Source organism: Ruegeria alba (assembly GCF_022321465.1).
GTDB lineage: Bacteria > Pseudomonadota > Alphaproteobacteria > Rhodobacterales > Rhodobacteraceae > Ruegeria_B > Ruegeria_B alba.
Map to the genome: position 1 here is coordinate 690,910 of NZ_JAKOEM010000001.1, position 20,718 is coordinate 711,627.

Here is a 20,718-nt window from a genome sequence, read left to right on the forward strand (position 1 = left end):
GCGCCTCATATTATGACTGGACATAAAAAACTATTACTCATACATGTGAGGGGGACAAACCAACCAGGCTGCCCCAATGTCAATCGCCCTGTTTCAGAACTGTACCCTCGCGACCATGGCGGGCGACTCCGCGCCCTATGGGCTGATCCACGACGCCGCGCTGGTGGCCGAGGCCGGGCATATCCTGTGGGCCGGGCCACGTGCCGACCTGCCCGCGCGGTTCGCCACCCTGCCCGCGCATGATCTGGGCGGGCGGCTGATGACGCCCGCTTTGATCGACTGTCACACCCATATCGTGCATGGCGGCAACCGGGCCTCGGAATTCGAAATGCGGCTGCAAGGGGCCACCTATGAAGAGGTCGCGCGCGCCGGTGGTGGCATCGTCTCGACCGTGACGGCCACCCGCACCGCCACCGAGGCAGAGCTGGTCGCCAGCGCCCTGCCCCGTGTCGATGCGATGATCGCCGAGGGCGTGGCGGTGATCGAGGTGAAATCCGGCTATGGGCTGGACACCGAGACCGAACTGCGCATGCTGCGCGCCGCCCGCGCGATCGGCCAGCACCGTGACGTGACCATCCGCACCAGCTTTCTCGGCGCCCATGCGGTGCCGGCGGACTATGCCGGACGGGCGGATGCCTATATCGACACCGTGACAATCCCCGCCCTGCGCGCCGCCCATGCCGAGGGGCTGGTGGATGCGGTGGACGGGTTCTGTGAGGGCATCGCCTTTGACCCTGCCCAGATCGCCCGCGTCTTTGACGTGGCCCGCGATCTGGGCCTGCCGGTGAAGCTGCATGCCGAACAGCTCTCCAATCTGGGCGGGGCCAAACTCGCCGCCTCTTACGGCGCGCTCTCGGCCGACCATATCGAGTATCTCGACGAGGAGGGCGTGGTGGCCATGGCACGGGCCGGGATGACGGCGGTGATCCTGCCCGGTGCGTTCTATACCCTGAACGAAACGCAAAAGCCGCCCATCGCGCTGTTGCGCGAACATGGCGTGCCGATGGCGGTCTCGACCGATGCCAACCCCGGATCCTCTCCGATGACCTCGCTGCTGTTGGCGATGAACATGGCCTGCACCCTGTTTCGCCTGACGCCCGAAGAGGCGCTGGTCGGCACCACCCGCAATGCCGCGCGCGCGCTGGGAATGACCGACCGGGGCACGCTGGCCCCGGGCCAGCGCGCGGATCTGGCGGTCTGGGACGTGGCCCACCCGGCGGAACTCGCCTATCGCATCGGGTTCAACCCGCTTTACAAACGCATCATCGGAGGCACCTTGTGACCGCCCTCACCCTCACCCCCGGCTCTGCCACGCTCGAGCAACTGGCGCAGATCTATTTCGACGAAAGCCCGGCGCGGCTCGACCCCGCCTGCCGACAGGCGGTCGAGGCGGCGGCGGCGCGCATTCAGGCGGCGGCAGCGGGCGATGCGCCGGTCTATGGCGTGAATACGGGCTTTGGCAAACTGGCCAGCCTCAAGGTCGCACCGCAGGACACCGCCACCCTGCAACGCAACCTGATCCTTTCCCATTGCTGCGGCGTCGGCGCCCCGATCCCGCGCCGCATTGCCCGGCTGATGATGGTGCTGAAGCTGCTGTCGCTGGGGCGTGGCGCCTCGGGCGTGCGCTGGGAGCTGATCACGCTGCTTCAGGAGATGCTGGCGCGCGATGTCACCCCGGTGATCCCGGTGCAGGGTTCTGTCGGAGCCTCGGGCGATCTGGCGCCGCTGGCCCATATGACGGCGGTGATCATCGGCGCAGGCGAGGCCGAATACCAGGGCGAACGCCTGCCCGGCGCCGTGGCATTGGCACGTGCCGGCCTGACCCCCATTCCGCTGGGGCCAAAGGAGGGGCTGGCCTTTATCAACGGCACCCAGTTCTCGACCGCATTCGCGCTGGCGGGCCTGTTCGGTGCCTGGCGCGCGGCGACTTCCTCGCTGGTGACGGCGGCGCTGTCGACCGATGCGATCATGGGGTCGACCGCACCCCTGCAACCCGAAATCCACGCCCTGCGCGGCCATCGCGGCCAGATCGACGCCGCCGCCCGGATGCGGGCGCTGCTCGACGGCTCGGAGATCCGCGAAAGCCATCGCGAGGGCGACACCCGGGTGCAGGACCCCTATTGCATCCGCTGCCAGCCGCAGGTGACCGGTGCGGCCATGGACGTGCTGCGCCAGGCCGCCCAGACGCTGGAGATCGAGGCCAATGCCGCCACCGACAACCCGCTGGTGCTGGCCGAGGCGGACATGATCGTCTCGGGCGGCAATTTCCACGCCGAGCCGGTGGGCTTTGCCGCCGACCTGATCGCACTGGCCCTGTCCGAGATCGGCGCCATCGCGCAACGCCGGGTGGCTCTGATGGTGGATCCGACGCTGAGTTTCGATCTGCCGCCTTTCCTGACCCCGAAACCGGGGCTGAATTCCGGCCTGATGATTGCCGAAGTCACCACCGCCGCGCTGATGAGCGAGAACAAGCATCTGGCCAATCCCTGCGTCACCGACAGCACCCCCACCAGCGCCAATCAGGAGGATCACGTCTCCATGGCGGCGCATGGGGCGGTGCGGCTGGGCCGGATGGTCGACAACCTGCATTACATCCTGGGCGTCGAGCTGCTTTGCGCCGCGCAAGGCATCGAGTTCCGTGCGCCCTTGCAGACCAGCACCGCGCTGCAAGCTGCGGTCGCGCGGCTGCGCGCCGAGGTGCCCCGGCTGGAGGAAGACCGTTACATGGCGCCCGAGATCGAAACCGCGGCGCGGCTGGTCGGCGTCGGTACGCTCCTCGATGCGGTGGGGATCGACATGGGCGGGCTGCGGCCATGACGCCGGTCGAGGTGATCCGGGGCGACGGCCCGGTGGTACTGGGCATGCCGCATGGTGGCACCTTTGTGCCCGATGCGATCCACGCCCGGCTGAACCCGCGCGGTCAGGGGCTGAGCGATACCGACTGGCATATCGACCGGCTCTATGCCGGTCTGCTGCCCGGCGCGACCATCGTCAAATCGACCGTGCATCGCTATGTGATCGACGCCAATCGCGACCCCGCTGGCGTCTCGCTCTATCCCGGACAGAACACCACCACGCTCTGTCCCACCACCGATTTCGATGGGCATGACATCTGGCTGCCGGGGCAAGCGCCCGACGCCGACGAGATCGCAGAGCGCCGCGCCACCTATCATGCCCCCTATCACGCCGCACTGGCCGAGGCGCTGGAGCGCGCTCGCGACCGGCACGGGGTGGCGGTGCTCTATGATTGCCACTCGATCCGATCCGATATTCCGTTCCTGTTTGCGGGCACCCTGCCGATATTCAATATCGGCACCAACAATGGCACCACCTGCGCCCCCGAGATCGAGGTGGCGACGCTTGAAACCTGCCGCGCCGCCGACCCGGATCAGACCGTTCTGAACGGCCGCTTCAAGGGCGGCTGGACCACCCGCCATTACGGGCAGCCCGAGACCGGCCAACATGCCATCCAGATGGAAACCGCGCAGCGCGCCTATATGGACGAGGCCGCACCCTGGACCTATCGGACCGAGCGCGCCGACCGCCTGCGCCCGGTGCTGGCCGAAATCCTGACCCAACTCGAAACACTGGCGCTGTCCGGGCGCCTGAGCAGCCCCAGAGGAGCCTGATCATGCTTGACCGCAAGAACACCCGCGACGTCTATCCGCCCACCGGGCCCGAGCGGACCGCAAAGAGCTGGCAGACCGAGGCCGCGATGCGGATGCTGATGAACAACCTGCACCCGGATGTGGCCGAGAACCCGCATGAGCTGGTGGTCTATGGCGGCATCGGCCGCGCGGCACGGACATGGAGCGATTTCGACACCATCGTTGCCACGTTGAAAGACCTCGAATCCGACGAGACGCTGGTGGTGCAATCCGGCAAGCCGGTGGCGGTGGTGCGCACCCATGCCGACGCGCCCCGCGTGCTGATCGCCAACTCCAACCTGGTGCCGCATTGGGCCAATTGGGATCACTTCAACGCGCTCGATAAGAAGGGCCTGATGATGTACGGCCAGATGACCGCCGGGTCCTGGATCTATATCGGCACCCAGGGCATCGTTCAGGGCACGTATGAGACCTTTGCCGAGGCCGGGCGCCAGCATTACGGCGGCGACCTGACTGGCCGCTGGATCCTGACCGGGGGTCTGGGCGGCATGGGCGGGGCGCAACCTCTGGCCGCCGTCTTTGCGGGTGCCTGCTGTCTGGCGGTCGAGTGCAACCCCGACAGCATCGACTTCCGGCTGCGCACCAGGTACCTGGATGAAAAGGCCGAAACGCTGGACGAGGCGCTGGCCATGATCGACCGCTGGACCCAGGCGGGCGAGGCGAAATCCGTGGGGCTCTTGGGCAATGCCGCCGAGATTTTCCCCGAGATCCACGCCCGCATGCAGGCGGGCGGGCTGCGCCCCGATATCGTCACCGACCAGACCAGCGCCCATGACCCGATCAACGGCTATCTGCCGCTGGGCTGGACCATGGCGGAATGGAAGGACAAGCGCGAGAGCGACCCCAAAGCGGTGGAGGAAGCCGCCCGCGCCTCGATGAAACAGCATGTGGCCGCGATGGTCGATTTCTGGAACGCAGGCGTGCCGACGCTGGATTACGGCAACAACATCCGCCAGGTGGCGCAGGATGAGGGGCTGGAAAATGCCTTTGCCTTTCCCGGTTTTGTCCCCGCCTATATCCGGCCCTTGTTCTGCAAGGGGATCGGCCCGTTCCGCTGGTGCGCCCTGTCGGGCGACCCCGAGGATATCCTGAAGACCGACGCCAAGATGAAGGAGCTGTTTCCCGACAACACCCATCTGCACAACTGGCTGGACATGGCGCAGGAGCGCATCGCCTTTCAGGGCCTGCCCGCGCGCATCTGCTGGATCGGCCTGGGCGACCGGCACAAGGCGGGCCTTGCCTTTAACGAGATGGTGGCCAGTGGCGAGTTGAAGGCACCGGTGGTGATCGGGCGCGACCACCTCGACAGCGGCTCGGTCGCCTCGCCCAACCGCGAGACCGAAGCGATGCGCGACGGCTCGGACGCGGTCAGCGACTGGCCGCTGCTGAACGCGCTGGTCAACACCGCCTCGGGCGCCACCTGGGTCAGCCTGCATCACGGTGGCGGCGTCGGCATGGGCTTTTCCCAACATGCGGGCGTGGTGATCTGCGCCGATGGCACGCCCGAGGCCGCCCGCCGGCTGGAACGGGTGCTGTGGAACGACCCCGCCAGCGGCGTCTGGCGCCATGCCGATGCGGGCTATGAGACCGCGCTTGACTGCGCCCGCCAACATGGCCTGCGCCTGCCGGGCATCCTGGGCAATTAGGGCGCGCGCGGATGACTGTTTTCGCCAATCGCCTGCTTGGCCCCAAGGGCTGGCTGTCTGACGCCCGCGTCACACTTGACGGGCTGCATGTCGCCTCGGTCGAGCCGGGCAGCGCGCCGCTGCCGGGGGATGTGCGGGTCGACACGCTGTTGCCCGCGCCGGGCAACCTGCACAGCCACAGCTTTCAGCGGGCGATGGCGGGAATGACCGAGTATCGCAGCCGGGGCCGGGAAAGCTTCTGGACCTGGCGCGAACTGATGTACCGGTTTCTCGACCGGCTGACGCCCGAGCATGTGGCGGCGATTGCCGCCCAGACCTTTGTCGAGATGCAAAAGGCGGGTTATGCGGCGGTGGGCGAGTTCCATTACCTGCATCACCGCCCCGGCGGCGGGCCCTATGACGACAGGGCCGAGATGTCGGCCCGGATCGTGCAGGCAGCGGCGGAAACCGGCATCGGCCTGACCTTGCTGCCGGTCCTCTATACCCATGGCGGCGCCGATGGGCGGGCGCTGGCGGGGGGGCAATTGCGTTTCGGCAACGACCTTGACGCCTATTGCACCCTGGTCGAAGGCGCCCGCGCCCAAGCAGGCACCCTGCCCGCCGATGCCCGTGTCGGCATTGCGCCGCATTCGCTGCGCGCGGTATCCGCCGCCGATCTGGCCGAGGTCGCGGCACGCCACCCGGACGGACCGGTGCATATCCACATCGCCGAACAGATCCGCGAGGTCGAAGAGATCGAGGCCGCCTATGGCGCCCGCCCGGTCGACTGGCTGTTGAACAACGCGGCGGTCGGGCCGCGCTGGTGCTTGATCCACGCCACCCATATGACCGATGCCGAGACCCGCGCCATGGCGGCCACCGGCGCCGTTGCGGGCCTTTGCCCGATCACCGAGGCCAACCTGGGCGACGGCATCTTCAACGGGGTGCCCTATTTCGAAACGGGCGGCGCATTTGGCGTAGGATCGGATTCCAACGTATTGATTTCCCTTACCGAAGAGTTGCGGCTTCTGGAATACTCCCAGCGACTGCGCGACCGCGAACGCAACGTTCTGGCCGGTGCCGAAGGCTCTACGGGCGCGGCGCTTTATCTGGGGGCCGTGCGCGGCGGTGCCCGCGCGCTGGACCGCGGGGCCGGAGAGATCGCGCCCGGCGCGCTGGCCGATCTGGTCGCCATCGACAGCGGGGCGCCCGCGCTCTGCGGGCTGGAACCGGGCCAGTTGCTGGACGGGCTGATCTTTGCCGCTGGTGACCGGGTGGTGACCGATCTCTGGTCGGCGGGCCGCCATCAGGTGCGCGCGGGTCGGCATGTGGCAGAGGACGCAATCGCCCGCCGCTATGGCGCGGTCCTGCGTGACCTGCTCTCGCGGATCTGAAAACGCAAAAACCAGGTCACCATAAGCCAAGATGCGCAAAAAATTTAGCAGCATCCTGCGAAGCACGATGTAACACACGCATAGATTCCGCCTATCCTGCGTCAGAATCCCAACCGGAGTCGACAGGATGGATTTCGCCGCGCGGCTGACGCAACTCAGGCACGACCTGCACCGCCACCCCGAGCTTGGCCTGGCCGAGACCCGGACCAAGGCGGTTGTGGCGGCGCATCTGCGCGATCTTGGGATCGAGGTGCACGAGGGCGCGGGCGTGGTCGGCGTGCTGCGTGCGGGCAGCGGCAATCGCGCCATCGGGCTGCGCGCCGACATGGACGCGCTGCCGATCACCGAGACCACCAGCCATGACCATGTCTCGACCACTCCCGGCGTGATGCATGCCTGCGGCCATGACGGGCATATGACCATGTTGCTGGGCGCCGCCGAGGAGCTTGCGCGCGCCGCCGATTTCGACGGCACCGTGGTGTTCCTGTTCCAGCCCGCCGAAGAGCACGGGCTGGGCGCGCGCGCGATGATCGACGAGGGCGTTCTGGAGCGGTTTCCCATCGACGAGGTCTATGCCATCCACAACCTGCCCGGCGCGCCCCTCGGCCATGTCTCGACCCGGCCCGGCCTGATCTGCAACAGCGAGACGCTGTTCCAGATCGACATCACCGGACAGGGCGGCCATGCCTCGATGCCGCAGGCCGGGGTCGATGCGATCACCGTGGGGGCCGAGATGGTGACCGCGCTGCAAACCGTAGTCGCGCGCAAGCTGGCACCCGCCTCGGGCGCGGTGATCTCGGTGACCGAATTCCTGACCGATGGCCAGCGCAACGTGCTGCCGGGTCATGCCACGCTCAAGGGCGATTTTCGCGCCCGCGCGCCGCAGGATCGCGCCGAGATCCAGCGTTTCATGGAGCAGATCGCGCGCGGCGTGGCGGCGGCGCATGGGGTTCGCGTCGCGGTCGACTTCGACACTCAGTTCGTCGAGACGATGAACGCGCCAGAACCGGCACAGGCGGTCTGCCGCGCCGCCCGCGCGGCGGGGCTGGAGGCTGAGGGCAACCGTGAGCCGATGAGTTTCTCCGAGGATTTCGCCCATTTCACCGTCGCCGTACCCGGCTGCTTCCTGCTGATGGGCAACGGGACCGAGGGCGCCCATGCCCAGCCCCTGCATGCCACGGACTACGATTTCAACGACGCGCTGCTGCCGATCGGGGCCGCCTTCTGGGCGGCACTGGTGCGGGACCGGCTGCCGCAAAGAAAGGACTGAAAATGAAAGACCTTCTGCCCGCCGCCCATCTGGGCCATGTCTCTTGTTCGCCCGCCCGGGGCGATGCCGCCCACCGGGTGCTGTCGCCACAGGATTTCGACGCCGCCGAGGGCGAGATCACCCAATGGGACGGTTACGCCCCGACCCCGCTGGTGGCACTGCCGGCGCTGGCACGGGCGATCGGCGTCGATGAGATCCGCTACAAGCACGAAGGCCCGCGCTTTGGCCTGGGCAGCTTCAAGGCGCTTGGCGGTGCCTATGCCGCCCTCGGCGTGTTGCAACGCGAGATTGCCCACCGCACCGGCGCGCAGGTCGAACTGGCCGATATCCGCGCGGGCAAGCATCGCGACGCGGTGGCCGGGATCACACTGGTTTCCGCCACCGATGGCAACCACGGCCGCTCGCTGGCCTGGGGCTGTCAGCGCTTTGGCGCACCCTGTCGCATCTATATCCATGCCGAGGTGAGCGAGGGCCGCGCGCAGGCGATGCGCGATCTGGGCGCCGAGGTGATCCGCATCGACGGCGATTACGACGCATCGGTGCGCAGGGCCAAGGACGAGGCCGAGGCGCATGGCTGGTTCGTGGTCTCCGACACCTCGTGGCCCGGCTATACCGATCCGCCGCGCGACGTGATGGCGGGCTATGGCGTGATGGTGCGCGAGATCTGCCGCGAGATGGACCGGGCGCCCACCCATGTCTTTCTTCAGGGCGGTGTCGGCGGGCTGGCTGCCGGGGTGACCGCCGCGCTGGTGCAGCATTGGGGCGAGGCGGCGCCGCGTGTCGTTGTTGTCGAACCCGACCGCGCCGCCTGTCTTTATGAAAGTGCGCGCGCCGGGGCGGCCACCGCCGTCGAAATCGCCGAAGAGACCATCATGGCGGGCCTGTCCTGCGGCGAACCCTCGCCGCTGGCCTGGGCGATCCTGGCCGAAGAGGCCCGCGATTACCTGACCATCCCCGATACGCTGGTGGCGCCGACCGTGCGGCTGCTGGCGCATCCGCTGGGGAACGACCCGGCGGTCGAAGCCGGGGAAAGCGCCGTGGCCGGGCTGGCTGCGCTCATCGCCGCGCGCAGCGATGCATCGCTCAGCGCCGCGCTCGGGCTGGATGAAAGCGCCCGCGTGCTGCTGATCGGTTCCGAAGGGATCACCGACCCCGAGATCTATGCCCGGATCATGGCGGGCGAAGATATGGCCTGAACCCTGTCCAAGGGGCACTCAGTGCCCCTTGGCATCCACTCCCTTGCCGGTGACCACGTGCCAGAGCGGCGCGATCAGACGCGTCGCCAGAGGGATCAGCACAAAGCCAAGCGCCAGGCCAAAGATGCCGTCCAGCGCCGCCTTGGTGGTCCATTCCACCGCGCCGGTCCAGCCTGCGGGCACCGCATGTCCGGCAGCATAGGCGAGGTCATGGATATGGTGGCCGAGCCAGCCAAAGCCCAGTTCCTCCATCCCGTGGATGACGATCGAACCGCCCACCCACAGCATCGCCGCCGTGCCCACCACTGTCAGCAGATGCATGAAGCCCGGCATCCCCCGCACCAGCCCCCGACCAAAGGCGCGGGTGGGGCCAAGCCGACCGTTTTCAGCCAGATAAAGCCCGACATCATCCGCCTTGACGATCAGTGCCACCGAGCCATAGACCGCCACGGTGATGCCGATCCCGGCCACCGCAAGCGTCGCCGCCTCCATCCAGAAACCGCTTTCGGGAATCGCGGCGAGGATGATGGTCATGATCTCGGCCGACAGGATGAAATCGGTCTTGATGGCCCCGGCGGCCTTTTCCTCCTCCAGATGCAGCGGGTCGCCCGGCTCGTCCTCCTTGAACACATGGCTGGTGTCATGCGGCACCAGCACGTGATAGACCTTTTCCGCCCCCTCGAAACACAGATAGGCCCCGCCCAGCATCAACAGCGGCGCGATCAGCCAGGGTGCGAAATTCGCGAGGATCAGCGCCGCAGGCAGCAGGATCAGCAACTTGTTGCGGATGGATCCGCGCGCGATCTTCCAGATGATCGGCAATTCGCGCGCGGGCGCAAAACCGTGCACGTATTTCGGCGTCACCGCCGCATCGTCAATCACCGCGCCCGCCGCCTTGGCGCCCGCCTTGGCCGCCTGTGCCGCCACATCGTCGACGGAGGCCGCCGCGACCTTGGCAATTCCCGCCACATCATCGAGAAGGGCCAGCAATCCGCTCATGCCTGCATCCTTTCATCCTGCCCGCGTTCTGGTCACCCTATCTTATCGCCGGTCGGCTGCAAGCGTTAGCGCAACCGGACCAAGTTTGCGCTAACACACTAAAAATAAATCGGTTTTGCCCTTTCTGCCCTTGGCCGCGCCGTCTATATGGCGGGTCAAAATCACGTCTGTCGGAGTTTCGGAATGACCATCAAGGTTGGTATCAACGGATTTGGCCGTATCGGTCGGTGCACCCTGTCGCATATCGCAGCCTCGGGCCGCGACGATATCGAGGTGATCAAGGTCAACGCCACCGGTCCGCTGGAAACCGCTGCCCACCTGATCAAGTATGACAGCGTGCATGGTCGTTTTCCGGGTGAGGTCACCATCGGCGACGGCACCATGAACCTGGGCCGGGGCGACATGCAGATGTTCTCGACCTATGACCTGAACGAATTGGACTGGTCGGGCTGCGACGTGGTGCTGGAATGCACCGGCAAGTTCAACGATGGCGCCAAGGCCAAGGTGCATCTGGAGCGCGGCGCCAAGAAGGTGCTGCTGTCCGCCCCCGGCAAGAACGTGGACAAGACCATTGTCTATGGCGTCAACCACGACCAACTGACCGCCTCCGACACCATGATCTCGAATGGGTCCTGCACCACCAACTGCCTGGCGCCGCTGGCCAAGGTGCTGGACGAGGCCTTTGGCATCGAACACGGCATCATGACCACGATCCACGCCTATACCGGCGACCAACCGACGCTGGACCGCCGCCACAAGGACCTCTATCGCGCCCGTGCCGCCGCGATGTCGATGATCCCCACCTCGACCGGCGCCGCCAAGGCATTGGGTGAGGTGCTGCCGAACCTCAAGGGGCGGCTGGACGGATCGGCGATCCGGGTGCCCACGCCCAATGTCTCGGCTGTCGACCTGACCTTCCGCGCGGGGCGCGACGTGACCGCCGACGAGGTGAACGCCGCCGTTCAGGCCGCCGCCAGTGGCCCGATGAAGGGCGTGCTGGGATACGAGCCCGCGCCGCTGGTCTCAACCGATTTCAACCACACCCCCGAAAGCTCGATCTTTGCCCCCGACCAGACCCGCGTGGTGGAAAACCGCATGGTGCGCGTGCTGGCCTGGTACGACAACGAATGGGGTTTCTCGGTCCGTATGGCCGATGTGGCGGTGGCGATGGGCCGTCTGGGCTGATTTCCGCTGACCCTCTTGAGACAAGACGCCCGCTCAGGTTATCTGGGCGGGCGTTTCTGTCGGAGCCGGGACATCATGACAAATCAGATCTCCATATGGCTGGGTGTCATCCTGCTGGGCACGGTCATGCTGGATTTCGCCATGTTCGGAACCGAACATATGCTGTTTCTGGGCAAGAAGCTTTTCGATTTGCTCGAATGGCTGGCCTTCTGGCGATAGGGCGCGCGCCGAACCGCTTTGCGATCCGGATGCCCGTTTGGCCCGGTTGCAGCCGTTTCGCTTCAAATCATCAGGACAAAGTGGAAATGCGCGGAACGCCTACGCCCTGCCCAGCCGCTCCTTGAGGGCATCATTGACCCGGGGAGGCACGAATTTCGACACATCCCCACCCAGCCGCGCGATTTCCTTCACCAGCTTTGATGCAATCGCCTGGCGGCGGGCATCGGCCATCAGGAACACGGTCTCGACACTGTCATCCAGCGCGCGGTTCATGCCGACCATCTGGAATTCATATTCGAAATCCGCCACCGCGCGCAGGCCGCGCACGATGATCTGGGCGCCCACGTCGCGGGCGCAGTCGATCAGCAGATTCTCGAACGGATGCGCCACGATCTCGGTCCCGGTCTCGGCGCTGAGCGCGGCGCATTCCGCCTCGATCATCGCGACCCGTTCTTCAAGCGTGAACAGCGGCCCCTTGTCGCGGTTGATCGCGACCCCGATCACCAGTTTGTCCACCAGCGCAGCGGCGCGACGGATGATATCGACGTGACCCAGGGTGATCGGATCAAAGGTACCGGGATACAAAGCCACTCTCATCTGGGCCTCCTGCGCAACAATCTTGCTGCGCAAGCAAACATATCTCTGCCGCAGGTGCAAGCATTCCAACCTGCGGGAAAGCGTTGTTTGCGATTAGTGGCCCATGATCATGCCTTCGAGGGCGTTCTTCTCCATCGCCAGTTCAGCCAGTTGCGCCTTGACCACGTCGCCCAGGGTGACCAGGCCGACCAGCTTGCCCTCCTCGACCACCGGCATGTGGCGGAAGCGGCGCTCGGTCATCTGGGTCAGCACATCCTGCACCTTGGAATCACGGCCACATGTCACCAGATCCTTGGTCATGTAGGCGCTGACCGTTTCGCTCAGACAACCGCTGCCACTGGCGGCCAGTTCGCGCACGATATCACGCTCGGAGAGGATCCCCAGCGCCGTCTCGCCATCGTCCGAGACGACCACGGTGCCGATACGCTTCTCTGCCAGAATCGCGGCGGCCTCAGCCACGGTGGCCGCGGCGCTGACGGTCACGACCCCGTCACTGGCCTTGGACTTGAGAATGGCCTGAACGAGCATATGCAACACCTCCGAAATATCTCTTCATATTCAAAAGCGTTGCGCCATTGCGTCGCCCTGTCAAGACGTGGCGTCGGCCTCAAGCCGTGCTACCTCGTCGCGGATCCCACGCGTCAGCGCCTCGGCAAAGCGGTTGAGCCGCTCGCTGCGCTGGTCGCCCTGATGCCGGACCAGATAGAAAGAGCGCGTCAGACTGACCTGATCGGTCAGGATGCGCCGCAGATTGCCATGGAACGGCAGGGTGAAATCATGCGCCACGCAGATGCCCGACCCATGCCCCGCCTGCCGCAGTTGCACCGAAACCGAATTCGAGGCCAGTGCCACCCGCTCGATGCCGATATCGTTGAGGTAATCCAGTTCGCGATCAAAGATCATGTCGGGGATATATCCGATCATCCGGTGACCACGCAGGTCGGCCAGCGTCTCGATCGGGGGATGCGTGCGCAGGTAGCGGCGCGAGGCCACCATATGCAGCCGGTAATCGGTGATCCTCTGCACCAGCAGATGCCCCGCCGTTGGCGCGCTGACGGTGACGGCCATGTCCGCTTCGCGCCGCGACAGGTTGATGACACGCGGCAGGGCGAGGATCTGGATATCCAGATCCGGATTCTCGTCACTGATCTGGGCGCAGACCTGCGGCAAAAGGTAGTTGGCACTGCCATCGGGCGCACCGATGCGGATCTGACCGGTCAGCCCCTCGGTGGTGCCGGCCAGCGCCTCGGAGGCGCTGCGCATCGCCGCCTCGGCCTGTTCGCCATGCGACAGCAGCCGCTCACCCGCCGCGGTCAGCGTGTAACCCTGCGGCGATTTGGCAAAAAGCGGCGTGTCATAGGCGGCCTCCAGCCGAGCGATGCGGCGCCCGACGGTGGCGGGATCCAGTTTCAGCTGACGCCCCGCGCCCGACAGGCTCTCCTCGCGCGCGACCGCCAGAAACACCTTCATATCGTCCCAATGTGGATCCATCCCGCCCTCGTCGTTGCATTCTTGCAAAACGCTTTTGAAATCTTGCCTCTTTTCTCGGGATTTTCGCAAGCCTAAAGTGCCGCCAGCCAATCCGGAGGAGATCCCATGCAGGAACTGACCCACTATATCAACGGCGAACATGTCAAAGGCACCTCGGGCCGCTTTGCCGATGTCTTCAACCCCGCCACCGGCGAAGTGCAGGCTAAATGCCCGCTCGCCTCGACCGAGGAAATGGCCCGCGCGGTTGAAATCGCCGCTGCTGCCCAGCCCGCCTGGGCCGCCGTCAACCCGCAGCGCCGGGCGCGGGTGATGATGAAATTCGTCGACCTTCTGAACCGCGACATGGACAAGCTGGCCGAGGCGCTGAGCCGCGAGCACGGCAAGACCCTGCCCGACGCCGCAGGCGACGTGCAGCGCGGGCTGGAAGTGGTGGAATACTGCATCGGTGCCCCCCACATGCTGAAGGGCGAGTTCACCGACAGCGCCGGCCCCGGCATCGACATGTATTCGATGCGCCAGCCGCTGGGTGTGACCGCCGGCATCACGCCGTTCAACTTCCCCGCCATGATCCCGATGTGGATGTTCGCGCCCGCCATCGCCTGCGGCAACGCCTTCATCCTGAAACCGTCCGAGCGCGACCCGTCGGTGCCGCTGATGCTGGCCGAACTGATGGAAGAGGCCGGACTGCCCAAGGGCATCCTTCAGGTCGTCAACGGCGACAAGGAAGCGGTGGACGCGATCCTGTACAACCCTGTGATCCAGTCGGTCGGTTTTGTCGGCTCGACCCCGATCGCCGAATACATCTATGGCACGGGCTGCGCCCAGGGCAAGCGCGTGCAGTGTTTCGGCGGCGCCAAGAACCACATGATCATCATGCCCGACGCCGATATGGACCAGGCCGCCGACGCGCTGGTGGGCGCCGGTTACGGCGCCGCGGGCGAACGCTGCATGGCCATTTCGGTTGCCGTGCCGGTGGGCGATGAGACCGCCGACCGCCTGATCGAGAAACTGGTGCCCCGCATCGAAAAACTGAAAGTCGGCCCCTATACCGCCGGCAAGGATGTCGACTACGGCCCCGTTGTCACCGCCGCCGCCAAGGAGAACATCCTGCGCCTGGTGAACTCGGGCGTGGAACAGGGCGCCAAGCTGGTGGTCGATGGCCGCGATTTCAGCCTGCAGGGCTACGAGGACGGCTTCTTTGTCGGCCCGCATCTCTTTGACCATGTCACTCCCGACATGGACATCTACAAGAAAGAGATCTTTGGCCCGGTCCTCAGCACCGTGCGCGCCAAGAGCTATGAAGAGGCGCTTGGCCTTGCCATGGACCACGAATACGGCAACGGTACCGCGATCTTTACCCGCGACGGCGACGCCGCGCGCGATTTCGCCAACCGGATCAATATCGGCATGGTCGGCGTCAACGTGCCGATCCCGGTGCCGCTGGCCTATCACACCTTCGGCGGCTGGAAGAAATCCGCCTTTGGCGATCTGAACCAGCACGGCCCCGACGCGTTCAAGTTCTATACCCGGACCAAGACCGTCACCGCCCGCTGGCCCTCGGGCATCAAGGAAGGCGGCGAATTTTCCATCCCCGTGATGGAATAAGCCCGGACAAGGAACGCCCCGGCCCCTTCGGACCGGGGCGTTTCCACCTCTGGCCCGCCGCGTTCGACGCGTCGCGGCCATTCCCCGAGCGCCTCGGCCCAACCTTCCAGCGCAGGACCCCCCTTCCCGTCGCTCTCGACTTATGACAAACGCGTGAGCAGCCGCGTTTCGACACAATCGGATACAGGTTTCCCCCTTTTCCATTGCACCGATTGCAGCAATATATCCTATGGCTAATCAGGCAGGAAAACCGGAGTTTCACATGTCCACCACCCGCATGACCCGCCGTGCAACCCTTTTCGGTGCCGCGGCAGCGCTTGCCGCGCCCGCGCTCGCCCGCGCGCAGTCGACCGACGCTTTCCCGACAACCGAGACCGCAATTCGCGATCAGGTGCCCGTGCGGCGCAACATCTCCTCTTTCTCGCAACAGAACTGGCAGGACCATTTCGAAAAACTCGGCGTCGGCTGCCTGCTGGCCGATATCACCAGCCGCGCGGTGCATTACTGGGGTGCCGATGGCAGTTACAAGCTCTATCCCTCCTCGGTCCCGATGACCGAGGAACTGACCCGCCGCGGATATACCGAGGTCGTGCGCAAGACCGTCAACCCCAGCTGGACCCCCACCGCCTCGATGCGCGAGCGCGACCCGACCCTGCCGGTCCGGATCGAGGGCGGCGAGGTCGGCAACCCGCTGGGCACCCGCGCCATGTATCTGACCTGGCCCGCCTATCTGGTGCATGGCACCCATGACACCCGCAAGATCGGACGCCAAAGCTCCTCGGGCTGTATCGGCCTCTACAACCAGCATGTCGAGGAACTCTACGAACTGGTGCAGGTCGGCACCCAGGTCCGCCTGCTCTGACCCTTTCCTCTTGCCGCAAATATCCCGGGGTCCGGGGCAGCGCCCCGGGGCCTGCGCGGCCCGAGCGCAAACAAGACGCGTGCGCGCAAAGCGCGCGCCTTTTGGTCACAACCGGGCACTCACCCCTATAGCTTGCGGATCCACAGCGACTGCGCCCGGCCCTGGGCCAGAAACGGCAGCGCCGCGACCGCATCGGGACGCGCCCGTTGCAGATAGTAGCCGGGCCAGAGCAGCTCATACCCGCCCGACTGCAACAGCGCATGCAACACATATTGCTCGCCCCAGGACGGGCAGTCGTAAAAGAAGCGCTTGGGATATTCATAGGGCAGGAACACGTCGTGCACATGAATGACCACGCCCGGCGCCAGCGCCGGGATGATGCGGCAGAACAGATGTGCCACATCATTGCTCATCCGCACCTGGTGGCTTGAATCGATGAACAGCACATCGTCGGCCTCGAGCCCGGCAAACAGTGCCGGATCCACTTCTTCCAGCCGGGCTTGCTCAAACCTGTCCACCACACCCGCGATATCGGCGCGCGGCCAGGGGTCGATCGCGGTGATCTCGGTCTCCAGCCCGCCATCCAGCACCGCCTGCCGCGTGATCCGGGTCGAGTTGCCACAGCCCACCTCGATCACCCGGCGCGGCTGATAGCGGCGGATCATCAGATACAACGCCTCGGCGTCCGGGGTGTCGTAATAGCCATTGCCGCTGCGGTATCCGGTGCGGCACTGCGCCGGGTCATGCAACGCCGCCAGCGCGTCGGCATGCTGGGCGTAATCCTCGATCAGCGGCGCCAGATCGAAGGTCCGCATCCCGGGGCTCAGCGCATAGGCCGCCGTCTCCAACCCGCCGCGCGCCTCGAAATCGGCCAGCCGGGCCTGTTCCGCCTGCGCCTCGCGCGCATCGCTCAGCGCCACGCCCCAGCGTGACAACCATGCATTTACCCTTGGAAATCTGCGTTTCTTCATCCCGCCGCCCCGCTCTGTCAGCCTGTCCCGGCCCGTTCCTTACCCGTCCCGGCCCCTCAGGCCAACGCCATTCCTGCTTGGCAAAGCCACCTGTTGCCTGTTCACTGGTCTGAAACCGGCAGTGGAGGGGTCATGCAAAAGGAATTCACACTCGGCATCGAAGAGGAATATCTGCTGGTCGACCGCGACAGCCTGCATCTGGCCGAGGCGCCCGAGGCGCTGATGACGGCCTGTCAGGCTGATTGCGAAGGCCAGGTCAGCCCGGAATTCCTGCAATGCCAGATCGAGGTCGGCACCCGCCCCCATGCCACCATTGCCGCCGCGCGCGACGACCTGAAACGTCTGCGCGCCTGCGTCTCACAACGGGCGGCCGAGCATAACCTGACCCCGATCGCGGTCTCCTGCCACCCGTTCGCCAGCTGGAAGGACCAGCACCACACTCGCAAGGAACGCTATGACGCGCTGCAACATGCGTTGGGCGGGGTGGCGCGGCGGATGCTGATCTGTGGCATGCATGTGCATATCGGGGTCGCGGACAAGGCGCTGCGCGCCGATCTGATGCCGCAGCTCAGCTATTTCCTGCCGCATCTTCTGGCGCTGTCGGCCTCCTCGCCCTTCTGGAATGGCGAAGACACCGGCCTGTCCTCTTACCGGCTGACCATCTTCGACAACCTGCCGCGCACCGGCCTGCCGCCCACATTCGCAAGCTGGGCGGAGTATGAGCGCACCACGGGTATCCTGGTGGAACTGGGGGTGATCGAAGACACCACCAAGATCTGGTGGGACCTGCGCCCCTCGCACCGGTTCCCGACGCTGGAAACCCGGATCATGGATGTGCAGCCCCGGCTGGAGCATGCGCTGTCGCTGGCGGCGATGAACCAGGCGCTGATGCGGATGCTCTGCCGGATGAAGGCGCGCAACCTGCGCTGGCGCCATTACGACCGTTTCCTGGTGGGCGAGAACCGCTGGCGCGCGCAGCGTTATGGTGTGGGCGAAGGGCTGATCGATTTCGGCGATCGCTCGGTCAAGCCGATGACGGTGCTGATGGACGAGCTGATGGGCATGCTGTCAGAGGATGCCGAGGCGCTGGGCACCCTGCCCGAGATCGCCCGGCTGCGCCAGATCGCCGAACATGGCAATTCGGCCACCCGACAACGCCGGGTCCATGCCGAGGCGCTGGCCCGGGGCGAGGATGCGGGGCGTGCCGTTGTGCGCCACCTGATCGAGGAGTTCCACGCGGATTTATAGGCGGAGGGGCGCTGCCCCTCTTGGCCTGCGGCCAATTCACCCCGGAGTATTTAAGGCAAAGTGAAAGGGCCTGGGGCGGCGCGCTTTGCATTTCTGCATAGGGTATTTGCGGCATTGACGCTTGATCGGATACCGGCGCGGCGGTAAGAAATAAACAACTGTTCAATTCTGCTGTCCTGCCGATGGAGGAAACGTCATGGATTTTGCACTGACCGAGGAACAGACCGCGATTTTCGACATGGCCCACGCATTCGGGCAGGACAATATCGCGCCCTATGCCCGGCAATGGGAGGCCGAGGGCACCATTCCCAAGGACCTGTGGCCGCAGGTGGGCGAGCTGGGTTTTGGCGGGCTCTACGTGTCCGAGGAGGCCGGCGGCGCCGGGTTGACCCGGCTGGATGCCACACTGGTGTTCGAGGCACTCAGCATGGCCTGCCCGTCGGTCGCGGCCTTTCTGTCGATCCACAACATGTGCGCCAAGATGCTGGACAATTTCGCCAGTGACGAGTTGAAGGCGCGGGTGATGCCGGATGTGCTGTCGCTCAACACGGTGCTGAGCTATTGCCTGACCGAACCGGGGTCCGGCTCGGACGCGGCGGCGCTGAAGACGCGGGCAGAGAAGACCAACGAGGGTTATGTGCTCAACGGCACCAAGGCCTTCATCTCGGGCGGTGGCTATTCAGATGCCTATGTCTGCATGGTGCGCACCGGCGAGGACGGGCCCAAGGGCATCTCGACCGTCTATGTCGAGGACGGCACGCCGGGCCTGAGCTTTGGCGCGCTGGAACAGAAGATGGGCTGGAAGAGCCAGCCCACCGCCCAGGTGCAGTTCGACGATTGCAAGGTGCCCGCGGGCAACCTGGTGGGGGTCGAGGGCGACGGGTTCAAATACGCGATGATGGGGCTGGATGGCGGGCGGCTGAATATCGCCTCATGCAGCCTGGGCGCGGCGCAGACGGCGCTGAACATGACGCTGCAATATATGGGCGAGCGCAAGGCGTTCGGCAAATCCATCGACCAGTTCCAGGCGCTGCAATTCCGGCTGGCGGATATGGAGATCGAGTTGCAGGCGGCGCGCACCTTCCTGCGACAGGCGGCGTGGAAGCTGGACAACAAGGCGCCTGACGCCACCAAGTTCTGCGCGATGGCCAAGAAATTCGTGACCGAGAGCGGTTCGAAAGTGGTGGATCAGTGCCTGCAACTGCATGGCGGTTACGGCTATCTTGCCGATTACGGGATCGAGAAGCTGGTGCGTGACCTGCGGGTGCACCAGATCCTGGAAGGCACCAACGAGATCATGCGGGTGATCACCGCCCGCCATATGCTGGCCAACCGCTGAGGAAGTGATGGCAGATATCGACATCCGGGTTACGGGGCGCGCCGGGCGGATCACGCTGACCCGCCCGCAGGCGCTGAACGCGATGAGCTATGACATGTGCATGGCGATCGACGCGGCGCTGAGGAACTGGCGCGAGGATGATGACGTCGCGCTGGTGATCATCGACGCCGAGGGTGACAAGGCGTTTTGCGCGGGCGGCGACATTGCCGAGCTCTATGATACCGGCACCCGAGGTGACTACGGTTACGGGCGCACCTTCTGGCGCGACGAATATCGCATGAATGCGATGATCTTCGAGTATCCCAAGCCGGTGGTCAGCTTCATGCAGGGCTTTACCATGGGCGGCGGTGTCGGCATCGGCTGTCACGGCTCGCACCGGGTGGTCGGCGAAAGCAGCAAGATCGCCATGCCCGAATGCGGCATCGGGCTGGTGCCGGATGTGGGCGGCACGCTGATGCTGGCGCTGGCGCCGGGGCGGCTGGGCGAATACCTGGGCACCACCGCCGGGCGGATGGGACCGGATGACGCGATTTTTGCGGGTTTTGCCGATCTCTACATCCCGCAAGGTGACTGGGAAGGGCTGATCGAGATGCTCGAGGCCTCGGGCGATCCGGCGGTTCTGGCCACGCATGCCCAAACCCCGCCGCCGGGTGAGTTGCGCGCCATGCAGGCGGAGATCGACCGCCATTTCGGCGGCGAAACGCTGGGGGATATCCTGACCTCGCTCAGGGGCGATGGCGGAGAATTTTCGACGAAAATTCTCGCCGGCCTCGAGCGGAACTCGCCGCTGTCCATGGCCTGCACGGTGGAGATGCTGCACCGGTTGCGCGGCGCGACGCTGAGCATCCGCAAGGCGCTGGAGCTGGAATACCGCTTCACCTATCGTGCGATGGAAAAGGGCGATTTCCTGGAAGGGATCCGCGCCCAGATCATCGACAAGGATCGCAATCCGCGCTGGCAATATGCCGACCTGACGGTGCCTGCGGTGGCGGTATCGGCCATGTTGCAGCCGCTGGGCGCCGAGGCGCTGACATTCGAGGAGGAATAGG

At 65.5% G+C, this 20,718-nt stretch carries 19 protein-coding genes; 14 read left to right on the forward strand and 5 right to left on the reverse strand.

What is annotated here, in order from left to right; all coding sequences use genetic code 11:
* The first annotated feature begins 76 nt into the window (after nucleotides 1–76).
* The 7 genes from hutI to MB818_RS03340 all read left to right on the forward strand — a co-directional run bounded on the left by hutI (nucleotide 77) and on the right by MB818_RS03340 (nucleotide 9,153).
* Complete coding sequence (gene hutI / locus MB818_RS03310) at nucleotides 77–1,282, forward strand: imidazolonepropionase (RefSeq protein WP_238903934.1); 1,206 nt, start codon at nucleotides 77–79, stop codon at nucleotides 1,280–1,282.
* A complete protein-coding gene (hutH, locus tag MB818_RS03315; RefSeq protein WP_238903936.1) occupies nucleotides 1,279–2,817 on the forward strand; it encodes a histidine ammonia-lyase in 1,539 nt (512 codons plus the stop codon). The genes hutI and hutH overlap by 4 nt, the downstream gene beginning before the upstream one ends.
* Nucleotides 2,814–3,629: an N-formylglutamate deformylase gene (hutG, locus tag MB818_RS03320; RefSeq protein WP_238903938.1), complete on the forward strand. Its 816-nt coding sequence runs from the start codon at nucleotides 2,814–2,816 to the stop codon at nucleotides 3,627–3,629. Before hutH ends, hutG begins: the two co-directional genes overlap by 4 nt.
* 2 nt (nucleotides 3,630–3,631) lie before the next feature.
* Nucleotides 3,632–5,314 carry a urocanate hydratase gene (hutU, locus tag MB818_RS03325; protein WP_238903940.1) on the forward strand — a complete coding sequence of 561 codons (1,683 nt, stop codon included), beginning with the start codon at nucleotides 3,632–3,634 and terminating at the stop codon, nucleotides 5,312–5,314.
* Between the two features lie 11 nt (nucleotides 5,315–5,325).
* Nucleotides 5,326–6,687: a formimidoylglutamate deiminase gene (locus MB818_RS03330; protein ID WP_238903942.1), complete on the forward strand. Its 1,362-nt coding sequence runs from the start codon at nucleotides 5,326–5,328 to the stop codon at nucleotides 6,685–6,687.
* Between the two features lie 127 nt (nucleotides 6,688–6,814).
* Nucleotides 6,815–7,957 carry an amidohydrolase gene (locus MB818_RS03335; protein ID WP_238903944.1) on the forward strand — a complete coding sequence of 381 codons (1,143 nt, stop codon included), beginning with the start codon at nucleotides 6,815–6,817 and terminating at the stop codon, nucleotides 7,955–7,957.
* A 2-nt stretch (nucleotides 7,958–7,959) separates the two neighbouring features.
* Nucleotides 7,960–9,153, forward strand: a complete 1,194-nt coding sequence (locus MB818_RS03340; RefSeq protein WP_238903946.1) for a diaminopropionate ammonia-lyase — start codon at nucleotides 7,960–7,962, stop codon at nucleotides 9,151–9,153.
* An 18-nt stretch (nucleotides 9,154–9,171) separates the two neighbouring features.
* Here MB818_RS03340 and MB818_RS03345 read toward each other — a convergent pair whose 3' ends face one another.
* Entirely contained in the window at nucleotides 9,172–10,152 is a 981-nt protein-coding gene (locus MB818_RS03345; RefSeq protein WP_238903948.1) for a DUF808 domain-containing protein, read from the reverse strand.
* A 183-nt stretch (nucleotides 10,153–10,335) separates the two neighbouring features.
* Between MB818_RS03345 and gap the strand changes: the two genes are divergently transcribed.
* Complete coding sequence (gap, locus tag MB818_RS03350; protein WP_238903951.1) at nucleotides 10,336–11,337, forward strand: type I glyceraldehyde-3-phosphate dehydrogenase; 1,002 nt, start codon at nucleotides 10,336–10,338, stop codon at nucleotides 11,335–11,337.
* A gap of 75 nt (nucleotides 11,338–11,412) precedes the next feature.
* Nucleotides 11,413–11,556 (forward strand): hypothetical protein, encoded by a 144-nt coding sequence (locus MB818_RS03355; RefSeq protein ID WP_234166440.1) that lies wholly within the window; start codon nucleotides 11,413–11,415, stop codon nucleotides 11,554–11,556.
* A 99-nt stretch (nucleotides 11,557–11,655) separates the two neighbouring features.
* Here the strand turns inward: MB818_RS03355 and coaD are convergent, their stop codons facing one another.
* The 3 genes from coaD to MB818_RS03370 all read right to left on the reverse strand — a co-directional run bounded on the left by coaD (nucleotide 11,656) and on the right by MB818_RS03370 (nucleotide 13,644).
* A complete protein-coding gene (coaD, locus tag MB818_RS03360; RefSeq protein WP_011047922.1) occupies nucleotides 11,656–12,153 on the reverse strand; it encodes a pantetheine-phosphate adenylyltransferase in 498 nt (165 codons plus the stop codon).
* A 93-nt stretch (nucleotides 12,154–12,246) separates the two neighbouring features.
* Nucleotides 12,247–12,681 (reverse strand): CBS domain-containing protein, encoded by a 435-nt coding sequence (locus MB818_RS03365; RefSeq protein WP_234136924.1) that lies wholly within the window; start codon nucleotides 12,679–12,681, stop codon nucleotides 12,247–12,249.
* A gap of 60 nt (nucleotides 12,682–12,741) precedes the next feature.
* Nucleotides 12,742–13,644: a LysR family transcriptional regulator gene (locus MB818_RS03370; protein WP_234143983.1), complete on the reverse strand. Its 903-nt coding sequence runs from the start codon at nucleotides 13,642–13,644 to the stop codon at nucleotides 12,742–12,744.
* A gap of 105 nt (nucleotides 13,645–13,749) precedes the next feature.
* Between MB818_RS03370 and MB818_RS03375 the strand changes: the two genes are divergently transcribed.
* The gene (locus tag MB818_RS03375; RefSeq protein ID WP_234136926.1) at nucleotides 13,750–15,249 is read left to right on the forward strand and encodes a CoA-acylating methylmalonate-semialdehyde dehydrogenase; all 1,500 of its coding nucleotides are present in this window, start codon (nucleotides 13,750–13,752) and stop codon (nucleotides 15,247–15,249) included.
* Nucleotides 15,250–15,511: 262 nt separating this feature from the next.
* On the forward strand, nucleotides 15,512–16,111 hold the full coding sequence (locus MB818_RS03380; protein ID WP_234136927.1) for a L,D-transpeptidase: 600 nt from the start codon (nucleotides 15,512–15,514) through the stop codon (nucleotides 16,109–16,111).
* A gap of 125 nt (nucleotides 16,112–16,236) precedes the next feature.
* Here the strand turns inward: MB818_RS03380 and MB818_RS03385 are convergent, their stop codons facing one another.
* Nucleotides 16,237–17,046: a class I SAM-dependent methyltransferase gene (locus MB818_RS03385; RefSeq protein ID WP_238903953.1), complete on the reverse strand. Its 810-nt coding sequence runs from the start codon at nucleotides 17,044–17,046 to the stop codon at nucleotides 16,237–16,239.
* 168 nt (nucleotides 17,047–17,214) lie between these two features.
* On the opposite strand from MB818_RS03385, the gene MB818_RS03390 reads away from it, so the two are divergent.
* The 3 genes from MB818_RS03390 to MB818_RS03400 all read left to right on the forward strand — a co-directional run bounded on the left by MB818_RS03390 (nucleotide 17,215) and on the right by MB818_RS03400 (nucleotide 20,717).
* Nucleotides 17,215–18,330: a carboxylate-amine ligase gene (locus MB818_RS03390; protein WP_234136930.1), complete on the forward strand. Its 1,116-nt coding sequence runs from the start codon at nucleotides 17,215–17,217 to the stop codon at nucleotides 18,328–18,330.
* 196 nt (nucleotides 18,331–18,526) lie between these two features.
* Nucleotides 18,527–19,669, forward strand: coding sequence for an acyl-CoA dehydrogenase family protein (locus tag MB818_RS03395; RefSeq protein WP_238903955.1), 1,143 nt, complete (start codon nucleotides 18,527–18,529; stop codon nucleotides 19,667–19,669).
* A gap of 7 nt (nucleotides 19,670–19,676) precedes the next feature.
* Nucleotides 19,677–20,717: an enoyl-CoA hydratase/isomerase family protein gene (locus tag MB818_RS03400; protein ID WP_234143975.1), complete on the forward strand. Its 1,041-nt coding sequence runs from the start codon at nucleotides 19,677–19,679 to the stop codon at nucleotides 20,715–20,717.
* Nucleotide 20,718: the final 1 nt, after the last annotated feature.